Annotated in this window: 16 protein-coding genes and 1 pseudogene; 10 read left to right on the forward strand and 7 right to left on the reverse strand. The window is 68.7% G+C overall.

What is annotated here, in order from left to right:
- Positions 1 to 31: 31 nt before the first annotated feature.
- Positions 32 to 904 (forward strand): annotated as a pseudogene (gene ypfJ, locus AR539_RS19090) (KPN_02809 family neutral zinc metallopeptidase); the annotation flags it as partial.
- 42 nt (positions 905 to 946) lie between these two features.
- Here the strand turns inward: ypfJ and AR539_RS14090 are convergent.
- The 6 genes from AR539_RS14090 to AR539_RS14115 all read right to left on the reverse strand — a co-directional run bounded on the left by AR539_RS14090 (position 947) and on the right by AR539_RS14115 (position 6,073).
- Positions 947 to 1,279, reverse strand: a complete 333-nt coding sequence (locus AR539_RS14090; RefSeq protein WP_066438088.1) for a metal-sulfur cluster assembly factor — start codon at positions 1,277 to 1,279, stop codon at positions 947 to 949.
- Between the two features lie 13 nt (positions 1,280 to 1,292).
- Positions 1,293 to 2,090, reverse strand: coding sequence for a Fe-S cluster assembly ATPase SufC (sufC, locus tag AR539_RS14095; protein WP_066438090.1), 798 nt, complete (start codon positions 2,088 to 2,090; stop codon positions 1,293 to 1,295).
- Positions 2,091 to 2,179: 89 nt separating this feature from the next.
- Complete coding sequence (locus AR539_RS14100; RefSeq protein ID WP_066438092.1) at positions 2,180 to 2,539, reverse strand: non-heme iron oxygenase ferredoxin subunit; 360 nt, start codon at positions 2,537 to 2,539, stop codon at positions 2,180 to 2,182.
- A 32-nt stretch (positions 2,540 to 2,571) separates the two neighbouring features.
- Positions 2,572 to 3,858, reverse strand: a complete 1,287-nt coding sequence (gene sufD / locus AR539_RS14105; RefSeq protein WP_066438095.1) for a Fe-S cluster assembly protein SufD — start codon at positions 3,856 to 3,858, stop codon at positions 2,572 to 2,574.
- Positions 3,858 to 5,321, reverse strand: coding sequence for a Fe-S cluster assembly protein SufB (sufB, locus tag AR539_RS14110; protein ID WP_066438098.1), 1,464 nt, complete (start codon positions 5,319 to 5,321; stop codon positions 3,858 to 3,860). Before sufB ends, sufD begins: the two co-directional genes overlap by 1 nt.
- On the reverse strand, positions 5,321 to 6,073 hold the full coding sequence (locus AR539_RS14115; RefSeq protein ID WP_231728661.1) for a helix-turn-helix transcriptional regulator: 753 nt from the start codon (positions 6,071 to 6,073) through the stop codon (positions 5,321 to 5,323). The genes sufB and AR539_RS14115 overlap by 1 nt, the downstream gene beginning before the upstream one ends.
- 273 nt (positions 6,074 to 6,346) lie before the next feature.
- Here AR539_RS14115 and AR539_RS14120 point away from each other — a divergent pair, with 273 nt between their 5' ends.
- From AR539_RS14120 to AR539_RS14130, 3 genes are read left to right on the forward strand one after another with little or no spacing between them, the layout of a single operon-like run.
- Positions 6,347 to 7,315 (forward strand): ABC transporter ATP-binding protein, encoded by a 969-nt coding sequence (locus tag AR539_RS14120; RefSeq protein WP_066438105.1) that lies wholly within the window; start codon positions 6,347 to 6,349, stop codon positions 7,313 to 7,315.
- A complete protein-coding gene (locus tag AR539_RS14125) occupies positions 7,312 to 8,121 on the forward strand; it encodes an ABC transporter permease (protein ID WP_082699373.1) in 810 nt (269 codons plus the stop codon). Before AR539_RS14120 ends, AR539_RS14125 begins: the two co-directional genes overlap by 4 nt.
- Positions 8,122 to 8,128: 7 nt before the next feature.
- The gene (locus AR539_RS14130) at positions 8,129 to 9,073 is read left to right on the forward strand and encodes a COX15/CtaA family protein (RefSeq protein WP_066438106.1); all 945 of its coding nucleotides are present in this window, start codon (positions 8,129 to 8,131) and stop codon (positions 9,071 to 9,073) included.
- A gap of 630 nt (positions 9,074 to 9,703) precedes the next feature.
- Here AR539_RS14130 and AR539_RS14135 read toward each other — a convergent pair.
- Positions 9,704 to 10,666 carry a heme o synthase gene (locus tag AR539_RS14135; protein ID WP_066438108.1) on the reverse strand — a complete coding sequence of 321 codons (963 nt, stop codon included), beginning with the start codon at positions 10,664 to 10,666 and terminating at the stop codon, positions 9,704 to 9,706.
- A gap of 591 nt (positions 10,667 to 11,257) precedes the next feature.
- On the opposite strand from AR539_RS14135, the gene tkt reads away from it, so the two are divergent.
- The 6 genes from tkt (at position 11,258) to pgl (ending at position 19,537) form a co-directional block, all read left to right on the forward strand.
- Positions 11,258 to 13,375 carry a transketolase gene (gene tkt / locus AR539_RS14140; protein WP_066438109.1) on the forward strand — a complete coding sequence of 706 codons (2,118 nt, stop codon included), beginning with the start codon at positions 11,258 to 11,260 and terminating at the stop codon, positions 13,373 to 13,375.
- A gap of 67 nt (positions 13,376 to 13,442) precedes the next feature.
- Positions 13,443 to 14,573 carry a transaldolase gene (tal, locus tag AR539_RS14145; RefSeq protein WP_066438110.1) on the forward strand — a complete coding sequence of 377 codons (1,131 nt, stop codon included), beginning with the start codon at positions 13,443 to 13,445 and terminating at the stop codon, positions 14,571 to 14,573.
- 5 nt (positions 14,574 to 14,578) lie between these two features.
- Complete coding sequence (locus tag AR539_RS14150) at positions 14,579 to 16,213, forward strand: glucose-6-phosphate isomerase (protein WP_066438118.1); 1,635 nt, start codon at positions 14,579 to 14,581, stop codon at positions 16,211 to 16,213.
- Positions 16,214 to 16,228: 15 nt separating this feature from the next.
- Positions 16,229 to 17,803, forward strand: a complete 1,575-nt coding sequence (zwf, locus tag AR539_RS14155; protein WP_066438121.1) for a glucose-6-phosphate dehydrogenase — start codon at positions 16,229 to 16,231, stop codon at positions 17,801 to 17,803.
- On the forward strand, positions 17,800 to 18,741 hold the full coding sequence (locus AR539_RS14160; RefSeq protein WP_066438124.1) for a glucose-6-phosphate dehydrogenase assembly protein OpcA: 942 nt from the start codon (positions 17,800 to 17,802) through the stop codon (positions 18,739 to 18,741). The genes zwf and AR539_RS14160 overlap by 4 nt, the downstream gene beginning before the upstream one ends.
- The gene (gene pgl / locus AR539_RS14165) at positions 18,731 to 19,537 is read left to right on the forward strand and encodes a 6-phosphogluconolactonase (RefSeq protein WP_066438128.1); all 807 of its coding nucleotides are present in this window, start codon (positions 18,731 to 18,733) and stop codon (positions 19,535 to 19,537) included. The genes AR539_RS14160 and pgl overlap by 11 nt, the downstream gene beginning before the upstream one ends.
- The last annotated feature ends 4 nt before the right edge of the window (positions 19,538 to 19,541 follow it).

Consider the following 19,541-nt stretch of genomic DNA (forward strand, 5'->3'; position numbering starts at 1 on the left):
CCGGGGCGCCGGCACGCGATATTGTGACAGCATGAGTTTCAATGACAACGTCCAACTGGACCCCTCGCAGGTCCAGGACCGGCGCGGCATGGGCCGCGGCGCCAAAGTCGGGGGCGGGATCGGCGGCGGCATCATCCTGCTGATCGCGGCCCTGTTCGGCATCAATCCGAGCCTGCTGGAAGGCCTGGGCGCCGGCACCCAGGATCCCGGCTCGCAAAGCCAGGGCACCGCCCCGGCCTGCGAGACCGGCGCCGACGCCGATGCCCGGCTCGACTGCCGGATCACCGGGACGGTCAACAGCCTGAACGCCTTCTGGCCCGCCTACCTGGCCCAGTACAACAGGCAGTACCCGCAGCCCGGCACGGTGATCTTCGACGTCGCCACCAACACCGGCTGCGGCTCGGCAACCTCCGAGGTGGGCCCGTTCTACTGCCCGGCGGATTCCACCGCATACTTCGACCCGGGCTTCTTCCAGGAACTCGTGGACCGCTTCGGTTCCTCCGGCGGACCCCTGGCGCAGGAGTACGTGGTGGCCCACGAATTCGGCCACCACATCCAGAACGTGCTGGGCAACCTGGACCGGGCCCAGCAGGACCCGCAGGGCCCGGAATCCGGCGCTGTCCGGGTGGAACTGCAGGCTGACTGCTACGCCGGCCTGTGGGTGCGCTACGCCACCACCCAGGAGGATCCCAACACCGGGGTGCCGTTCCTGGAGCCGCTCACCGAGCGGGACCTGCAGGATGCCCTCTCCGCCGCGTCGGCCGTCGGTGATGACCGCATCCAGCAGGCGGCCACGGGCCGGGTCTCCCCGGAGGCCTGGACGCACGGCTCCAGCGCCCAGCGGCAGAAGTGGTTCTACCAGGGCTACTCGACCGGCGACATCAACCAGTGCGACACGTTCGCCGTCGTTGTTCCCAGCGGGGCTGGGCTTCAGATGTTCCGGGTTCTAAATGTTGAAGCCGAGGGCGCGCATCTGGTCGCGGCCGTCCTCGGTGATCCGTTCCGGACCCCATGGCGGCATCCACACCCAGTTGAGGCGCCATTCGTCAACCACACCGTCCAGGGCCTTGCCCACCTGCTCCTCGATCACGTCGGTGAGCGGGCAGGCAGCGGTGGTCAGCGTCATGTCGATGAGCAGGGCGCCGTCGTCGTCGGAGTACTTCAGGCCGTAGAGCAGCCCGAGGTCAACGATGTTCACACCCAGTTCCGGGTCGATCACATCCTTGAGTGCCTCTTCGACATCCTCGAGGGCCGTGCGGGCCACATTGAGTTCGGTCATCGTCATGTCCTTACTAGGCCTGTGCCGCGGCGTCCGCCGCAGCGATGGTGGCTGCGCCGGCGCCGGTGGCGTAGCGGTCGTAGCCTTCTTCTTCGAGGCGGTCGGCGAGCTCCGGGCCGCCTTCTTCCACAACCTGGCCGTCAACGAACACGTGGACGAAGTCCGGCTTGATGTAGCGCAGGATACGCGTGTAGTGGGTGATGAGCAGGGTGCCCATGTTGCCTTCGGCGTGGGCGCGGTTGACGCCCTCCGAGACAACCTTCAGCGCGTCGACGTCCAGGCCGGAGTCGGTCTCGTCCAGGACAGCGAACTTCGGCTTGAAGAGTTCCAGCTGCAGGATCTCCACGCGCTTCTTCTCGCCACCGGAGAAGCCCTCGTTGACGTTGCGCTGGGCGAAGTCGGCGTCGATGCGCAGCTGCTCCATGGCGGCCTTGACGTCCTTGGTCCACGTGCGCAGCTTGGGGGCTTCGCCGTCGATCGCGGTCTTGGCGGTGCGCAGGAAGTTCGTCATGGTGACGCCCGGCACCTCCACGGGATACTGCATGGCCAGGAAGACGCCGGCGCGGGCGCGCTCGTCGACGCTCATGGCCAGGACATCCTCGCCGTCCAGCGTGATGGTGCCGGAGGTGACGTTGTAGCGGGGGTGCCCGGCGATGGTGGACGCCAGGGTGGACTTGCCGGAACCGTTGGGGCCCATGATGGCGTGGGTCTCGCCGGTCCGGATGGTCAGGCTGACGCCCTTCAGGATTTCCTTCGTGCCCTGCTCGGTGTCGATGCTGACGTGCAGGTCCTTGATCTCAAGAGTAGACATGTGCCTTGTTCTCCTCTGCACCGTGCCCTCCGGCCCGGTGCGGTTTCTTGTCGATAAGTTCTGTGGTGCGGGTTGCCGGCTGCTGGCAGCTAGCTGAAGTTCGGGGCCTCGGCGCCGTTCAGGACGTTGGTGAAGTCAACGTAGACCTTGTCGTCCTGGACGGTCACGGCAAAGACGGGAACGGGATCGTAGGCCGGCAGCTGGAGCGGCTCACCGCTGCGCAGGTCGAACTGGGAGCCGTGGCCCCAGCACTCGATCTTGCAGCCTTCCACCTCGCCTTCGGACAGCGAGATGTCCGCATGCGAGCAGGTGTCCCCGATGGCGTGGATTTCGCCCATGGAGTCCTTGACGATCGCGACCGGGAAGTCGTCGATCAGGATCCGCAACGCCTGCTTGAGTTGAATCTCGCTGGCGTTGCAGACCAGCTCGCCCTTTGGCTGTTCAGTCATTGATGCCCGTTCCTGTCCTTGGATGCCGTGCGCTAGTGGTTCGTCGCCGCGAGTTCACGCTCGACGGCGTCCGTCAGGCGTTCCTCGATGGCCGGAACCCGGATCTGCTGGATGATCTCGTTGAGGAACCCGCGGACCACCAGCCGGCGGGCGACATCCTCGGGGATGCCGCGGGCCATGAGGTAGAACAGGTGCTCGTCGTCGAAACGGCCGGTGGCGCTGGCGTGGCCGGCACCTTCGATGAGGCCGGTTTCGATCTCGAGGTTCGGCACGGAGTCGGCGCGGGCGCCGTCGGTGAGGACCAGGTTGCGGTTGGCCTCGTACGTGTCGGTGCCTTCGGCTTCCTTCCGGATCAGGACGTCGCCCACCCAGACGGTGTGCGCGTTCCGGCCCTGCAGGGCGCCCTTGTAGAGGACGTTGGACTTGCAGTTGGGTACCGCGTGGTCAACGAACAGGCGCTGTTCCAGGTGCTGGCCGGCGTCGGCGAAGTACAGGCCGAACATTTCCGCTTCGGCGCCCGGCGCGGTGAACCGTGCCGACGGCGTGACGCGCACCAGGTCTCCGCCGAGGGAGACGACGATGTGCTTGAACTTGGCGTCGCGGCCCAGTTTGGCCTGCTGCGACGAGGCGTGCACCGCGTCGTCGTTCCATTCCTGGAGCGAGATGACGGTGAGCTGCGCGCCGTCCTCGACGAGGATTTCGACGTTCTCCGAGAGCACCGCGGTGCCCTGGTGGTCCAGGACCACCACGGACTTGGAGAAGCGTTCCGCCACGATCACGATGTGCTGGGCGGACGCCTCGGTGCCGGTGCCGGTGATCCGCACGGTCACTTCGCCGTCGGCCTGGACGTCGGCGGGGACCGTGATGACGGTGGCCTGGCTGAAGTTCTCCCAGGCGTTGGCGGAGACGCGGTCCTCCGGGATGGCGGCGGAGCCGATCCGGCGGTCGTCGCGGCCGACGGTTTCCACCCGGACGTTGCCGGGAGCGGAGACGTCCACGGTGGTGGCGTTGCCGTCCAGGGCTGCGGTGTGCAGGCCGCGGAGGCGCTTGAGCGGGGTGAACCGCCAGTCCTCCTCCATGCCGGTCAGCGGCTTGAAGTCGGCCAGCTTGTAGGAGGTCAGGCGGCCGGCGCGTGAGCTGTCCGGAACGCCGACGCCGCCGCCGTGCGAGTGGCTCTTGACGGCGTCGCCGGCCAGCGGCGACTTGGATTCCGTCGCGTTCAGCGGCGACAGGCTCTCGCCTTCCTCCGTGAACCCGTCAATGAACGGCTGGGCTGACGGCGCGCCGATGCGTGCCTTTTCAGTAGTGATGTCAGTCATTAACCGACCGATCCTTCCATCTGCAGTTCAATCAGGCGGTTCAGCTCGAGCGCGTATTCCATCGGCAGCTCGCGGGCGATGGGCTCGATGAAGCCGCGGACGATCATCGCCATGGCCTCGTCTTCACGCATGCCGCGGGACATCAGGTAGAACAGCTGCTCTTCGCTGACCCGCGAAACGGTGGCCTCGTGGCCCATGGTGACGTCATCCTCGCGGATGTCGATGTACGGGTAGGTGTCCGAGCGGCTGATCGTGTCCACCAGGAGCGCGTCACAGCGCACCGTGTTGGCCGAGTGCTTGGCGCCCTCGCGGACCTGGACCAGACCGCGGTAGGCGGCGCGGCCGCCGCCGCGGGCCACGGACTTGGAGATGATGGAGCTCTTGGTGTTCGGCGCGATGTGGACCATCTTCGAGCCGGTGTCCTGGTGCTGGCCCTCACCGGCGAACGCGATGGATAGGGTCTCGCCCTTGGCACCCTCGCCCACGAGGTAGACGGCCGGGTACTTCATGGTGACCTTGGAGCCGATGTTGCCGTCGACCCACTCCATGGTGGCGCCCTCTTCGCAGATGGCGCGCTTGGTCACCAGGTTGTACACGTTGGTGGACCAGTTCTGGATGGTGGTGTAGCGGACGCGGGCGCCCTTCTTCACAACGATCTCAACGACGGCGGAGTGCAGCGAGTCCGAGGTGTAGATCGGGGCGGTGCAGCCTTCGATGTAGTGGACGTAGGAGTCCTCGTCGGCGATGATCAGCGTGCGCTCGAACTGGCCCATGTTTTCCGTGTTGATGCGGAAGTAGGCCTGCAGCGGGATGTCCACGTGAACGCCCTTGGGCACGTACACGAACGAACCGCCGGACCACACGGCCGTGTTCAGCGACGCGAACTTGTTGTCGCCCACGGGAATGATGGTGCCGAAGTACTCCTGGAAGATCTCCGGGTGCTCGCGCAGTGCCGTGTCGGTGTCCAGGAAGATGACGCCCTGGGCCTCGAGGTCCTCGCGGATCTGGTGGTAGACCACCTCGGACTCGTACTGGGCGGCGACGCCGGAGACGAGGCGGCTGCGCTCAGCTTCCGGGATGCCCAGCTTCTCGTAGGTGTTCCGGATGTCCTCGGGAAGGTCTTCCCACGTGGCGGCCTGCTTTTCCGTGGACCGCACGAAGTACTTGATGTTGTCGAAGTCGATGCCGGAGAGGTCCGCGCCCCAGGTGGGCATGGGCTTGCGGTCGAAGTACTTCAGGCCCTTGAGGCGCAGGTCCAGCATCCACTCCGGCTCGTTCTTCTTGGCCGAAATGTCCCGGACAACGTCCTCGTCGATGCCGCGGCGGGCGTTGGCGCCGACATCGTTCTTGTCGGACCAGCCGTACTCATAGGTACCGATTCCGTGGAGCTCGGGATTCTTTTCAAGAATCTCCGAAATCACAGTGGATTCAGCAACCTTCTTCTCTGATAGTTGGTCCGTCATCACGGCCTTTCTTGCAGATGGTTGGATTCTTCGTCCAGGCCGGCCGAAGCTCCGGGACTGGCGGCCCCGGAAGCGGCCGGACGGCCTGTAGGTATGTGGGTGGTGCAGACGTGGCCGCCGCGCGCCAGCGTGGAAAGCCGGCGCACATCGACCCCGACCAGGCGGGAGAACACGTCGGTCTCGACGTCGCAGAACACGGTGAACTGCGCTGCCAGCTGCTGGATGGGGCAGTGCCCCTGGCACAGCTGGACGCTGGACAGTGCGGCCGGCAGCGGCGCCTTGGCCTCGATCGATGCCGTGGAGGCTACGAACCCGTCGCGGCTCAGCGCCTCGGACAGCGCCTGCGCGCGGGCGGTGATGTCCGGGCCGGCCGCGTTGATCTCCGGCGCGTAGCGGCGTTCCATGTCGCCGAAGCGCTCGACGGCGAACTGCCGCACGGCGTCGGGCCCCGCCATCTCACCCAGGCGCTGCAGCGCCAGGGTGGCGATGTCGAGGTAGTCGTTGCCGAGCGAGGACTGGCCCTGCGAGCTGAGCACGTACCGCCGGGCGGGGCGTCCTGCCCCGGCGCCGGCGCGGGCGGCCCGCTTGACCTCGATCACGCCGTTCCGCGAGAGATGGTCCAGGTGGCGGCGGACGGCCGCCGGCGTGAACCCGAGCAGGTCGCCGAGTTCAGCGGCGCTGATGGGGCCATGTTCCAGAACGGCATTCAGGACGCGGTCCCTGGTGCGCTCGTCGGCGTCGGCCGCCGGCAGGACGGGCGCTGACTGTGCCGCCCGGGGTCCATGGGCTCCCGGTCCACCTGCCCCGGACGGGGCAGCAGACGGCGTTCCAGCGACTGCCCCGGACACCGCGCGGGCGCGACTGCGCCCGGCGGGGGCGACAGAACTGGGCGAGCTCACGGAATACACAACACAATCATGTCGTAATTTACTCCCCCGATCCAGTAAGGCATGGCTATCCTCGGACCGCCCGGGCGCACGGCCGCCCGCCGGACCGTGGCGTACTACATCCCGTAGAATGCTGTGGTGCGATCCCCCCAATCCCCCGTCCTCTCCATCAGCGGGCTAGTCAAGGATGTTGGGCCGCTGCCCACCCTTGACGGCAAGATGCTGCGGGTGGTCAGCGGCCTTTCCCTCGTCGCCGAACGCGGCCAGGTCACGGCCCTCCTCGGCGCCAACGGAGCCGGCAAGACCACCACCATCGAATGCGCCCAGGGGCTGCAGAAGCGCACCCACGGCAGCATCAGCCTCCTGGGTGAAGACCCTGACACGGCCGGCGCCGGGCTGCGGTCCCGCATCGGGGTGATGCTGCAGGACGGCGGGCTCCCGCCGTCGGCCCGGCCCATCCCCCTGCTCCGGCACATCGCCGGGATGTACAAGGACCCCTGGCCGGTCGGGGAGCTCATTGAGCGGCTGGGGATCGACGCGTTCAGCCGCACCTCCGTGCGGCGGCTTTCCGGCGGGCAGAAGCAGCGGCTCGCGCTTGCGGCGGCGCTGGTCGGCAACCCCGAGGTGCTCTTCCTCGATGAACCGAGCGCCGGCCTGGACCCGCAGTCGCGCCACCTGGTGTTCGGGCTCATCTCCGAACTCCGGAACCGGGGCATGGGGATCATCCTGACCACCCACCTGATGGATGACGCCCAGCGGCTGGCCGATTACGTGTACATCATCGACGCCGGGCGCAACGTCGCCGAGGGCACGGTTGCGCAGCTGCTGGAGCACCCCCTGCCGCCGGGCGCGGGCGAGCAGCACATCCGCACCCTGCTGTTCGAGGCGGACCCGGGGCTGGACTTCACCGGGGTGCTGCCCGACGGCGTCGACGTCACCGAAGCGCGGGCCGGCAGCTACGCCGCCACCGGCGCCCTCACACCCGCCGACCTCGCCGCGATCACCGCCTGGTGGGCCGCCCGCGGCATCATGCCCCGCTCGTTGAGCCTGGAGGCCCGCAGCCTGGAGGACGTGTTCCTCGACATCTCCGGAAGGGAGATCCGATGACCCGCGACAGTGCCGCGCTGGGGAGCGCGCCTGCGGGCAGCACCCACCCGGCCCGCCCCCTGGGCGGCGCACCGGCCTCCCTGCTGCGCCGCATAGTGCTGCAGGGCAGGTACGAGACCATCACCATGCTGCGGAACGGCGAACAGCTGATCCTGGCGATCGTGCTGCCCCTGCTGGCCATGGTGGGCCTGACCGTGACGCCCCTGCTGGACGGCTTCGGCGCGAGCCGGATCAACGTGGCCGTGCCGGGCATCCTCGCCCTGTGCGCCATGTCCACCGCGTTCACCGGGCAGGGCATCTCCACCGGCTTCGACCGCCGCTACGGTGTGCTGCGGTTCCTGTCCACCACGCCGCTGGGACGGACCGGACTGATCGCCGGAAAAGTCCTGGCCGTGCTGGCGGTCCTGGCACTGCAGGTCTTGGTGGTCACGGCCGTGGCCCTGCCGCTGGGCTGGCAGCCGGACCCGCAGGGCTGGGCCCCGGGCCTGGGACTGCTGGTGCTGGGCGCCGCGGCGTTCACCGCCCTGGGCCTGCTGGTGGCCGGCACTGTCCGCCCCGAGGCGACCCTCGCCATCACCAACCTGCTGTGGATCCTTCTGGGCGCCCTCGGCGGCATTGTGATCCCCGCGGAGCGGCTGCCGGCCGCCCTGCAGGCGGTAGTGCACTTCCTGCCTTCCGGCGCCCTGGGCGCAGGCATGCGGGAAGCGTTCCTGGCCGGCAGCGTCAACCCAGCCTCCGTACTTGTCCTGCTGCTCTGGACGGCGATCGCCGGCGGCGCAGCCACCCGTTGGTTCAAATGGAATTGAGAAAACTGTGAGCACGGCCTCCCGCACTCCCCGGACCGCGACCCGGACCATCTCCTGGCTGCCCGTCACCGTTGACAAGACGGTGAGGCGGCTGGCGGTGCTGTCCCTGATCGGCCAGACCATGCTGATCGTGACCGGCGGGGCCGTCCGCCTCACGGCCTCCGGCCTGGGCTGCCCCACCTGGCCCCGCTGCACGGAGGCCTCGCTCGTGAACACCCCGGAAATGGGGATCCACGGCATCATCGAATTCGGCAACCGCCTCCTGACCTTCGCCCTGGCCGCCATCGCCCTGGCGATGCTCGTCTACCTGTGGAACCTCCGCAAGGAACGCCGCGACCTGTTCCTGCTGGCCCTGGGCCTGCTCGCCAGCATCCCGGCCCAGGCCGTGATCGGCGGCATCACGGTGCTCACCCAGCTGAACCCGTGGGTGGTGGGGCTGCACTTCCTGGTCTCCATGGCCCTCGTGGTGGTGGCGACCCTCCTGGTCAACCGGGCCTACGGGCGGACGGGGAAGTTCCGGACACTGGACCTCGTGGCACTGCCGGGCATCGCGCGTCCCCTGATGACCGCCGTCGCGGTGTTCGCCGCTGTGGCGGTCTGCCTCGGCGTTGTGGTCACCGGCGCCGGCCCGCACGCCGGCGACGCCGACGCCCCGCGCAACAACCTGGACTGGGACCTGTTCTCGCACATCCATGCCGTGCCCGCCTACCTGGTGACCGCCGGTACGCTCGTCGCGCTGTACCTCGTGGTCCGCGGCCGGATCACGGGCCCGTTCCGCACCGCCGTCGTGCTGCTGCTGGGCATCACCGTGCTGCAGGCCGTCATCGGGTTCACGCAGTACTACAACGGGATCCCGGCGCTCCTGGTGGGGGCGCACATGCTGGCAGCCGCCCTGCTGATGAGCACGGCCACCAACGCGGCCGACCTGGCCCGTAGCAGCCCGGTCGCCTAGGGCAGCAGCGGTTCCGGCACGCCGTTCCGCCCGGGGGCACTTTGGCGACGATTTCCCACGTCGGGCTCAAACGTAACGGCGTGTCCGCGCCAAAGTGCCCCCGAGTGCCGGCGGTAGTGGTCTTTGAGCTGTTGTGGGCTGAAGCCGCATCGGAGTTGGCCCGGGCCCAGGGGTCCGGGAGTTGTTGTCGGCTGGGGCGTTCTTGCGCCTGGGTGCTGCCGTCCGGGGGCGCTGTGGCGGCAATTTCCGACGTCGGGCCCCAAGGTGACGGCGTGTCCGCGCCAAAGTGCCCCCCCGAGTGCGGCAGGAGTCCGGAAGCTGTTGTCGGCTGAAGCCGCATCGGAGTGGCCCGGGCCCAGGGGTCCGGGAGTTGTTGTCGGCTGGGGCGTTCTTGCGCCCGGGTGTTGCTGTCCGGGGGCACTTTGGCGACGATTTCCGACGTCGGGCCCAAACGTAACGGCGTGTCCGCGCCAAAGTGCCCCCCGAGTGCGGCAGGAGTCCCGGGCAGCCGGTCCGTCAGGGCATCAAAAAACGCGGGGTCAGATACGGTCCGTTCCGGGTATCCGGAGGGACGGTATCTGACCCCGCGTTGTTTGTCTCCGGCGCAGCGGCTGGGGGCCGGTTTCCCGGTCAGCCGCCCATGAGGGCGGAGCCGACGAACGGGTCGACGGCGAGGGCGATGAAGAGCAGGGTCAGGTAGCTGATGGAGCCGTGGAAGACCTTCATGGCGCCCTTGTTGGACACGTCCCCTGCCTGCGCCCGGTTGTACAGGGCGTGGGATTCGTACAGGAACCAGGCCCCGGCGAGAACAGCGGTGACGGTGTAGACCCAGCCGGCGCCGCCCACCGGGATCAGCAGCAGCGAGCACGCCACCATGGCCCACGCGTACAGGACCACTTGGACCGAGACCACCTTGGCCCCGGCGATGGCGCCCAGCATGGGCACGTTGGCGTTGCGGTAGTCCTCGCCGTAGCGCATGGACAGCGGCCAGTAGTGCGGCGGGGTCCAGAGGAAGATGACCATAAAGAGCACAATGGCGGGCCACTCGACGGTGTTGGTCACCGCGGCCCAGGCGATGAGCACGGGGAAGCACCCGGCCGCCCCGCCCCAGACAATGTTCTGCGCCGTGCGGCGCTTGAGGATCATCGTGTAAATGACCACGTAGAATACGATGGCGCCGAGGCCCAGCCAGGCCGACAGCGGGTTGGCCCCGAACCACAGGATGGCGATGGCCGCCGCGCCCAGGAGCCAGGAGAAGACCAGCGCCTCGCGCGGGGTCACCTCGCCCGTGACGAGCGGCCGGTTCTCCGTGCGGTGCATGAGCTTGTCGATGTCGCGGTCAATGTAGCAGTTGAACGCGCCCGCGCTGCCGGCGGCGAAGGCACCGCCCACGAGGGTCGCCAGGATCAGTCCGATCGAGGGGAAGCCGCGCTCCGCATAGATCATGGTGGGCAGCGTGCTGACCAGCAGCAGTTCGATGACGCGGGGTTTGGTCAGCGCCAGATAGGCCTTGGCTTTGCGGGCGAAGCCGACCCTTCCGCGGATGGGCGAAGCGGTCAGCGGCGTATCTGTTGTGCTCACGGTGGCAGTCACTCTGTTCTGTCTGGCTGTTCAGTCCGGCTGGTTCCGCAACGCGGGTTGCATACAGGATGGGTCCGTCGCAGTGCACAGGCAAGGCCCGTGTTTAGAGAAGGCCCGGTGCACAGGTATGGCGCGGGCAAGTCACCCGCCCCCGTTGGTAGCCACCCACCATCATACCGTGCGGGCACACACGGGCAGGCCCCCGGACGGGTCACCCCGGACGGTCCGGGGGCGGGTCCGGCGGCGCTGCAGCAGTCTCCCCATGATTCGGGGAGATTAACGCGGACTCACAGCCGGTGCGGGCGGCGGTGATTCACATAAGCGGAAATCCGGTCCATTTAGTGAGATATAAAGCCCCCGGCGGGCGGAATGGGGCTAAGCTGTCAGCAAGATCAGCGTGCACGGGCCTCTGCCGAACACGGCCGTCCCCGCGCTTCTGGAGCTCCTGCAGATGTGCGTTTGCGCACGCGACTGAATGATAGATCAACGTTTCGATGGTGAACGGCTGGTACGTACCGCAGCGGGCACCGAACTGTGCCCCGGGCGGGACTGACCATACCTTCCGCCGTCAGCACAGAGAGGGGCCCGGTTTTCGTGCCACATTTGGAAGAGCAAGAACTGTCATGGACCAGCTTGGACCAGCGCGCCGTGGACACCGTCCGCGTCCTGGCCGCCGACGCTGTGGAGAAGGTCGGTAACGGCCACCCCGGCACCGCGATGAGCCTGGCTCCGGCCGCTTACCTTCTCTTCCAGAAACTGATGCGCCACGACCCGCAGAACCCCGACTGGCTGGGGCGCGACCGGTTCATCCTCTCCCCCGGCCACACCTCCCTGACGCTGTACATCCAGCTCTTCCTCTCCGGCTACGGCCTGGAGCTGAAGGACCTGGAGGCGCTGCGCACCTGGGGTTCGCTGACCCCGGGCCACCCGGAATACAAGCACACCAAGGGCGTCGAAATCACCACCGGCCCGCTGGGCCAGGGCCTCGCCTCCGCCGTCGGGTTCGCCTACTCCCAGCGCCGCCAGCGCGGACTGTTCGACGCCGATGCCGCCCCCGGCACCAGCCCGTTCGACCACACCGTCTGGGTCATCGCCTCCGACGGCGACCTGCAGGAAGGCGTCACGTCCGAGGCCTCCTCGCTGGCCGGCCACCAGGAGCTCGGCAACCTCGTGGTGATCTACGACGAGAACCACATCTCCATCGAGGACGACACCGACATCGCCTTCACCGAGGACGTCCTGAAGCGCTACGAGGCCTACGGCTGGCACGTCCAGCGCGTCGACTGGACCCGCACCGGAGAGTACAAGGAAGACGTGCAGGAACTGCACGCCGCCCTGCTGGCCGCCAAGGCCGAGACCGGCAAGCCCTCCATCGTCTCGCTGCGCACCATCATCGGGTACCCGGCACCGAAGAAGCAGAACACCGGCAAGATCCACGGCTCCGCCCTCGGATCCGAGGAAGTCGCAGCCCTGAAGAAGGTCCTCGGCTTCGACCCGGAACGCGCCTTCCAGGTCGACGACGACGTCCTCGCCCACGCCCGCCAGGCCGTGGACCGCGGCGCGGCCGCGCGCAGCGAATGGCAGGAAGCCTTTGAGGCGTGGCAGTCCGGCAACCCCGAGGCCGCCGCCCTCCTGGAGCGCGTCGAGGCGAAGAAGCTCCCCGCCGAACTCGACGCGGCCCTCCCGGTCTTCGAAGCCGGCAAGGACGTCTCCACCCGTGCCGCCTCCGGCAAGGTCCTGAACGCGATCGGTCCGGTCATGCCGGAACTGTGGGGCGGCTCGGCCGACCTCGCGGAGTCCAACAACACCACCATCGAGGGATCGCCGTCGTTCATCCCGGTGTCCCGTTCCACGGACGCCTGGAAGGGCAACCCCTACGGCCGGGTGCTGCACTTCGGCATCCGCGAGCACGCCGCCGCGTCGATCGTCAACGGCATCAGCCTGCACGGCCGCACCCGCGCCTTCTCCGGCACCTTCCTGATCTTCAGCGACTACCAGCGCCCGGCGATCCGCCTCGGCGCCCTGATGGGCGTCCCGTCGCTGTACGTCTGGACGCACGACTCGATCGGCCTCGGCGAAGACGGACCCACCCACCAGCCGGTGGAGCAGCTCGCGTCACTGCGCGCCATCCCGGGCCTCGACGTCGTCCGCCCGGGCGACGCCAACGAGGTCGCGGCGGCCTGGAAGACGATGCTCGAAAACCACGAGAACCCGGCCGGCATTGTGCTGACCCGCCAGAACATTCCCACCTACGCCCGCGGCACCGGCGACGCCGACGGCGACACGTTCGGTTCCACCGCCGGCGTCGCGAAGGGCGGCTACGTCCTTGCCGAGGCGTCGGCCAACGGCGCCACCGTTGCCCCGCAGGTCATCCTGATCGGCACCGGCTCCGAGGTGCAGCTGGCCGTCCAGGCCCGCGAGGCGCTGCAGGCCGAGGGCATCCCCACCCGCGTTGTGTCCATGCCCTGCGTGGAGTGGTTCACCAAGCAGGACGCCGCCTACCGCGAGGCGGTGCTCCCGGCAGCAGTCAAGGCCCGCGTCTCCGTCGAAGCCGGGCTCGCCCTGGGCTGGAAGGAATTCGTCGGCGACGCCGGCCGTTCCATCTCCCTTGAGCACTTCGGTGCGTCCGCGGACTACAAGCGCCTCTTCCAGGAGTTCGGCATCACCGCGGAGGCCGTTGCCGCCGCCGCGAAGGATTCCCTCGCAGGCCTCACGGCCTGATCCGCACTTTCCGTTTTCCGGGCCGCCGCCCACCAACGGCGGCGGCCCCCAAGCTTCAGGAGTTCCCATGAACACCACCCCCACCGCTACTCCCACGCAGATGCTTTCTGACGCCGGCGTCTCCATCTGGCTCGACGACCTCTCCCGCGGACGCCTGGCCACCGGCACCCTGCGCAAGCTGATCGAAGAGAAGAACGTGGTTGGTGTCACCACCAACCCGTCCATCTTCCACGCAGCCATCACCGCCGGCCACGACTACGACGCCGTCATCGCGGAGCAGGCCGCCGCCGGCGCCACCGTCGAGGAGACCGTCTTCGCAATCACCACCACCGACGTGGCCGACGCCTGCGACCTGTTCGCCCCCGTCGCCGCCGCCACCCGCGGTGTCGACGGCCGCGTGTCCATCGAGGTGGACCCCCGCCTCGCCTGGGACACCGCCGGCACCATCGCCGAGGCCAAGCACCTGTACAAGAAGGTCAACAAGGACAACGTCCTCATCAAGATCCCGGCCACCCTTGAAGGCCTCGAGGCCATCACGGCCACCCTGGCCGAGGGCATCAGCGTGAACGTCACCCTGATCTTCTCGCTGGAGCGCTACCGCGCCGTCATCAACGCCTTCCAGTCCGGCCTGGAGCAGGCCAAGGACAACGGCCACGACCTCTCCAAGATCCACTCCGTGGCGTCCTTCTTCGTCTCCCGCGTGGACAGCGAAATCGACAAGCGCCTCGACGCGATCGGCACGGACGAGGCGCGCGCCCTCAAGGGCAAGGCCGGCGTCGCCAACGCCCGCCTGGCCTACCAGGTCTACGAGGAGCTGTTCTCCACCGAACGCTGGGACCTGCTGGCCGACGCCGGGGCCCTTCCGCAGCGCCCGCTGTGGGCCTCCACCGGCGTCAAGGACCCGGCGTACCCGGACACCCTCTACGTCACGGAACTCGTCGCCCCCGGCGTCGTGAACACCATGCCAGAGAAGACGCTCGACGCCACGTTCGACCACGGCACCGTCACGGGCAACACCATCAGCCGCGGCTACGACGACGCCAACGCCACCCTGAACGCCCTCGACGCCCTCGGCGTCTCCTACAACGAGGTCGTTGCGCTGCTGGAGTCAGAAGGCCTCGACAAATTCGTGGCAAGCTGGAAGGATCTGCTGGCCGACGTCGAGGGCGCCCTCGCCGCTGCACGGAAGGACGCATAGTCCCCATGACCACTCTCAGCTACGACGCCACGGGCGCCGCCCGCCTGGCCCACGAACAGCACCTGCCTGCCCTGCTGGAGGACAAGGTCGCCACCCGGATCTTCGCCAAGGACTCCACCCTGTGGGGCCCCGACGCGGAGGCCGAGGCGTCCGTCCGGCTCGGCTGGGTTGAGGCGGCCACCGTCTCCCAGCCGCTGGTCGCGGACATCCTGGCCCTCCGGGACGCCCTGCGCGCCGAGGGTGTCAGCCGGATTGTGCTCTGCGGCATGGGCGGCTCCTCCCTGGCCCCCGAGGTCATCGCCGGAACCGCCGGCGTCGAGCTGACGGTGCTGGACAGCACCGACCCGGAGCAGGTGGCCGCCGCCCTGGCCGACCGCCTGGGTGAGACCGCGATTGTGGTCTCCTCCAAGTCCGGCTCCACCCTGGAGACCGATTCCCAGCGGCGGATCTTCGAGCACGCCTTCACCGAGGCCGGGCTCGACGCGAAGAGCCGCATCATCATCGTCACGGATCCGGGGTCACCGCTGGACAAGTCAGCCCGCGAGGCCGGCTACCGGGCGGTCTTCAACGCCGACCCCAACGTCGGCGGGCGCTACTCGGCGCTCACCGCGTTCGGGATGGTCCCCTGCGGCCTGGCCGGCGTCGACATCCAGGCCTTCCTGGACGAGGCCGAGGAAGCCGCCGAGGTCCTCAACGAGGACGGCGAGGAGAACATCGGCCTGGCCTTGGGCGCGGCCCTGGGCGGCACCAGCCCGCTGCGCGACAAGATCGTCATCGCCGAGGACGGCTCCGGCATCAGGGGCTTCGCCGACTGGGCCGAACAGCTGATCGCCGAATCCACCGGCAAGCTCGGCACCGGCGTCCTGCCGGTGGTCGCCGGGCCCGCGTCGCCGGAGGCCCGCCTGGGCGCCGACGACGTCCTGGTGGTGCGGCTCGTCGCCGCGGACGCCGACGTCGAACTCGGCGCGAACGAGGTCGCGATCGGCGGAGGCCTGCCCACCCAGATGATGACGTGGGAGTTCGCCACCGCGGTGGCCGGGCGCCTGCTGGGCATCAACCCGTACGACCAGCCCGACGTCGAAGCCGCCAAGGTGGCCGCGCGCGGCCTCCTCGACGCCCAGCCGGAGCCGACGCCTGCCGCCTTCACCGACGGTGCCATTGAGGTCCGCGGCGGCGACTGGCTCGGCGGCGCGGACACCGCGGAAGCGGCCGTCCGGGCACTGCTGGGCGAACTCGGCCCGGACAGCTACCTGAGCGTGCAGGCCTACTTCGACCGGATCGCCTACGCGCCGCTGGAGGGTGTGCGCGACCAGCTGGCAGCCGTCAGCGGCCGTCCCGTGACCTTCGGCTGGGGCCCGCGCTTTCTGCACTCCACCGGGCAGTTCCACAAGGGCGGCCCTGCAATCGGCGTGTTCCTGCAGGTGACGGCTGCGGCCGCCGGGGACCTGGGCATCCCGGACCGCCCGTTCAGCTTCGGCGAACTCATCGCGGCCCAGGCCGCCGGCGACGCCCAGGTCCTTTCGGACCACGGCCGCCCGGTCCTCCGGCTCCACCTCACGGACCGCGCCGCCGGCGTCCGCCAGCTGCAGGACCTCGTCTCGGCCTTGGCCGGCCAGGCAGTCCCCTCCACCGAAAGCTAAGGCACCCACGCAACCATGCCAGAAACACACAACGGCGGCCGCACGTCCCCGACGCGTTCGGGACGCTCTGGCCGCAATCCGCTCCGGGACCCGCGGGACCGGCGCCTGAACCGAATCGCCGGACCGTCGTCGCTGGTCCTGTTCGGGGTCACGGGGGACCTCGCCCGCAAGAAGCTGATGCCGGCTGTGTACGACCTCGCGAACCGGGGGCTGCTGCCGCCGAGCTTCGCGCTGGTGGGCTTCGCCCGGCGGAACTGGGAGAACGAGGACTTCTCCGCCGAGGTGAAGGAGGCCGTCAAGGCCTACGCACGCACCCCGTTCGACGAGACGGTGTGGAAGCAGCTCTCCGAGGGCATCCGCTTCGTGCAGGGCGAGTTCGACGACGACGACGCTTTCAAGCGCCTGAGCGAGACCATCGACGAACTGGACGAACAGCGCGGCACCCGCGGGAACCACGCGTTCTACCTCTCCATTCCGCCGAACGCGTTCGAGCTGGTCTGCACCCAGTTGTCCAAGCACGGGCTGGCCCAGGCTGAGGGCGACAAGTGGCGGCGCGTGGTGATCGAGAAGCCGTTCGGCCACAACCTGGAGTCGGCGCGCCAGCTCAACGACATTGTGGAGTCCGTCTTCCCGCAGGATGCGGTGTTCCGGATCGACCACTACCTGGGCAAGGAGACGGTGCAGAACATCCTGGCGCTGCGCTTCGCCAACCAGCTGTTCGAGCCGCTGTGGAACGCCAACTATGTGGACCACGTCCAGATCACCATGGCCGAAGACATCGGCACCGGGGGCCGGGCAGGGTATTACGACGGCGTGGGCGCTGCCCGCGACGTGATCCAGAACCACCTGCTGCAGCTGCTGGCGCTGACCGCGATGGAGGAGCCCATCTCCTTCAACGCCGACGACCTCCGCGCCGAGAAGGAGAAGGTCCTCGCCGCCGTCCGGCTCCCCCAGGACCTGTCCACCCATTCGGCGCGCGGGCAGTTCACCGGCGGCTGGCAGGGCGGCGAGAAAGTGGTGGGCTACCTGGAGGAAGAGGGTATCCCCGCTGACTCCAAGACGGAGACGTTCGCTGCCATCCGGGTGGACATCAACACCCGCCGCTGGGCCGGCGTGCCGTTCTACCTTCGCGCCGGCAAGCGCCTGGGCCGCCGGGTGACCGAGATCGCCGTCGTCCTCAAACGCGCCCCCAACCTGCTCTTCACCGACCATGGTGAGGATGACTTCGGCCAGAACGCCGTGGTGATCCGGGTCCAGCCCGACGAGGGTGCCACCATCCGCTTCGGGTCCAAGGTCCCCGGAACGCAGATGGAAGTCCGCGACGTCACCATGGATTTCGGCTACGGCCACTCCTTCACGGAGTCCAGCCCCGAGGCCTACGAACGGCTCATCCTGGATGTGCTGCTCGGCGAGCCGCCGCTGTTCCCCCGGCACGCCGAGGTGGAGCTGTCCTGGAAGATCCTCGACCCGTTCGAGGAGTACTGGGCGTCCCTGGACGAGCAGCCCGATCCGTACCTCCCCGGAAGCTGGGGCCCCGCCTCCGCCGTCGAACTCCTTGCCCGTGACGGACGAACCTGGAGAAGGCCATGATCGTAGATCTTCCCGACACCACTACCTCTAAGATCTCCAAGAAGATCATGGCCCTGCGCGAGCAGGGCGGCGTGATAGCCCTTGGCCGGGTGCTGACCCTGGTGGTCGTCACCAAGTCCGGCCTGGAAGAGGAAGCCATTGAGGCGGCCAACGAGGCCAGCCGTGAGCATCCCTGCCGGATCATCGTCCTCGCCGACGCCGGGGCCGAAGCCCCGACCCGGCTGGATGCGCAGATCCGCGTGGGCGGCGACGCCGGCGCCTCCGAGGTGATCCTGCTGCGCGGCTACGGCGAACTCGCGGAGGAAAGCGAATCCCTCGTGGCGGCCCTGCTCCTCCCGGACGCGCCGATAGTGGCCTGGTGGCCGCACGGGGCACCGAGAAACGCCTGCGAGACGTCGATCGGACAGATCGCGCACCGCCGCATCACGGACTCCGCCAACGAATCCGACCCGCAGGGCGCGTTGGAGAACATCCGCCGCACCTACAAGGCGGGCGACACCGACCTCGCCTGGACCCGCCTCACCAACTGGCGGATCCAGCTGGCGGCGGCCCTGGACCAGGTGGACGACTCACCGGTCACCGCCGTCGCTGTCGAGGGCGCCTCCGACTCGCCCAGCACTATCCTGCTGGCGGCGTGGCTCACCCTGGCCCTCGATGCCCCCGTGACAATCGTGGCGGACCCCGCGGGAACGGGCATTCGGCGGGTGCGGCTGACCCGGACGGGCGGCGACGTCCAGCTGTTCCGGCCCGGGCTCACCGTGGCGGAACTGACGCAGCCCGGCCAGCCGGCGCAGCGCATTTCGCTGCCGCGCCGCAGCCTGAAGGACTGCCTGGCCGAGGAGCTGCGCCGCCTCGATCCGGACGAAGTGTTCGGCGAAGTGATTACTATTGGACTGCCCCGTACCAATCTAAGGAGTGTCCGTCCCAGTGAGCGCTGATCCCAGAGTAAGCATCCATCCTGACTCGACCGTCCTTATGGCCGCGATCGCGGCCCGGCTGATCACGAAACTGGTGGACATCCAGGACAAACACGACGAGGCCACGGTGGTGCTTACCGGCGGGTCGATGGGCATCGGCTCGCTCAAGGCCGTGGCGGAATCGCCGGCGTCCCCCGCCGTCGACTGGTCCAAGGTCAACTTCTGGTGGGGGGACGAGCGGTTCCTCGCAGCCAACGACCCGGAGCGCAACGCCCTCCAGGCGCGCGAGGCGCTGCTCTCGCGGATCCCCGCGGACCCCGCGCGGATCCACGAGCCCGGCTCCACCGACGACTTTGACACGCCCGAGGAAGCGGCCGCCGACTATGCCCGCCGGCTCGGCGAGGCAGCGGCGGCGGAACACGCCGCGGACATGTCCGATGACCGTCCGGAGAACCCGGCCGCGCTCCCCCGCTTCGACATCGTGCTGCTCGGGGTGGGACCCGACGCCCACGTCGCGTCCCTCTTCCCGGAGCAGGCCGGGATCCGGGAGAAAACCCTCCCGGTGGTGGGGGTCCGGAACTCACCCAAGCCGCCGCCGCTGCGGGTGTCCCTCACGCTGCCCGCCATCAACACTGCCGCGGAAATCTGGATGGTGGTGGCCGGGGACGACAAGGCAGGCGCCGTGGGGCTGGCCCTCGCCGGCGCCAATCCGGTGCAGGTGCCCGCCGCCGGCCCGCGGGGACGGAAGGAAACCCTCTGGCTGATCGACGAGAACGCGGCGGCACGGGTCCCGCAGCAGCTGGTCCGCAAGGGCTGATCCA

Origin of the sequence: Arthrobacter sp. EPSL27 (assembly GCF_001512305.1) — a bacterium.
GTDB lineage: Bacteria > Actinomycetota > Actinomycetes > Actinomycetales > Micrococcaceae > Arthrobacter.